Genomic DNA, 1,050 nt, shown 5'->3' on the forward strand with positions numbered 1-1,050 from the left:
GGCCTTGTTGCGCAAATGCGGCTAGGGATTCACTGCGCGAATCCAGCATGATAGCTGGCGGCCATGAGCAGACCGGCGAAGACCACGTACAAGACCACCAACTGGCATAGCTACAATCAGGCGCTGAGGCAGCGCGGATCGCTGACCGTCTGGTTCGATCCCTCAATGCAATGGGAAGCGGCGCATTCCGGGCGTCGCGGCCGCCAGCAGGCATACAGCGACGCGGCGATCCAGGTCTGTCTTACCATCAAGGTCCTGCTCGGGCTGCCACTCCGGCAAACTACTGGTTTCGTGGCGAGCCTACTGGAGCTGTCCGGACTCGGCTGGGCTGTGCCGGACTTCAGCACCCTGTCCCGGCGGCAGAAGACCTTGGACGTGACCATCCCGTATCGCGGCTCCAAGGGCGCGCTTCACCTGCTCGTCGACAGCACCGGCATCAAGGTGGAAGGCGAAGGCGAGTGGCACACGCGCAAGCATGGCGGCTCCAAGCGGCGCGTATGGCGCAAGATCCACCTTGGAATTGATGAGGAAACGCTGGAGATCCGAGCGGTCGAGGTCACGTCCAGCAATGTCGGCGACGCCCCGACTCTGCCGGACCTGCTCGCCCAGATCCCGGTGAACGAGGACATCGCCGCCGTCACGGCTGACGGTGCCTACGACACACGCGCCTGCCATGATGCCATCGCGGCCCGTGGAGCAGCAGCGATCATTCCGCCCCGCCGGAATGCCCGGCCTTGGAAGCCGGATACGGCAGGAGCCCGCACACGCAACGAGATCCTGCGAGCATCGAAGCACCTGGGCCGGGCGCTCTGGCGGAACTGGAGCGGCTACCACCGGCGCAGCAGGGTCGAGGCGAAAATGAACTGCGTGAAGCTGCTCGGCCAGCGGCTGATGTCCCGTGATTTCGACCGCCAGGTGGCGGAGGTCCAGATCCGGGTGGCGGTCCTCAACCGCTTCACGGCCCTCGGCATCCCGGTCACCGTGGCATTGGGATAAGTGTGTCCGGGGAAAGGGGAACTGCGGTCATCAACTGATTTGTACAACAGCGCC

At 64.5% G+C, this 1,050-nt stretch carries 1 protein-coding gene; it reads left to right on the plus strand.

What is annotated here, in order from left to right; translation table 11 throughout:
• The first annotated feature begins 63 nt into the window (after positions 1 to 63).
• On the plus strand, positions 64 to 996 hold the full coding sequence (locus tag IB235_RS24745) for an IS5 family transposase (protein ID WP_192339063.1): 933 nt from the start codon (positions 64 to 66) through the stop codon (positions 994 to 996).
• The last annotated feature ends 54 nt before the right edge of the window (positions 997 to 1,050 follow it).

Source organism: Paracoccus sp. PAR01, assembly GCF_014851995.1.
In the GTDB taxonomy this organism is placed as follows: domain Bacteria; phylum Pseudomonadota; class Alphaproteobacteria; order Rhodobacterales; family Rhodobacteraceae; genus Paracoccus; species Paracoccus litorisediminis.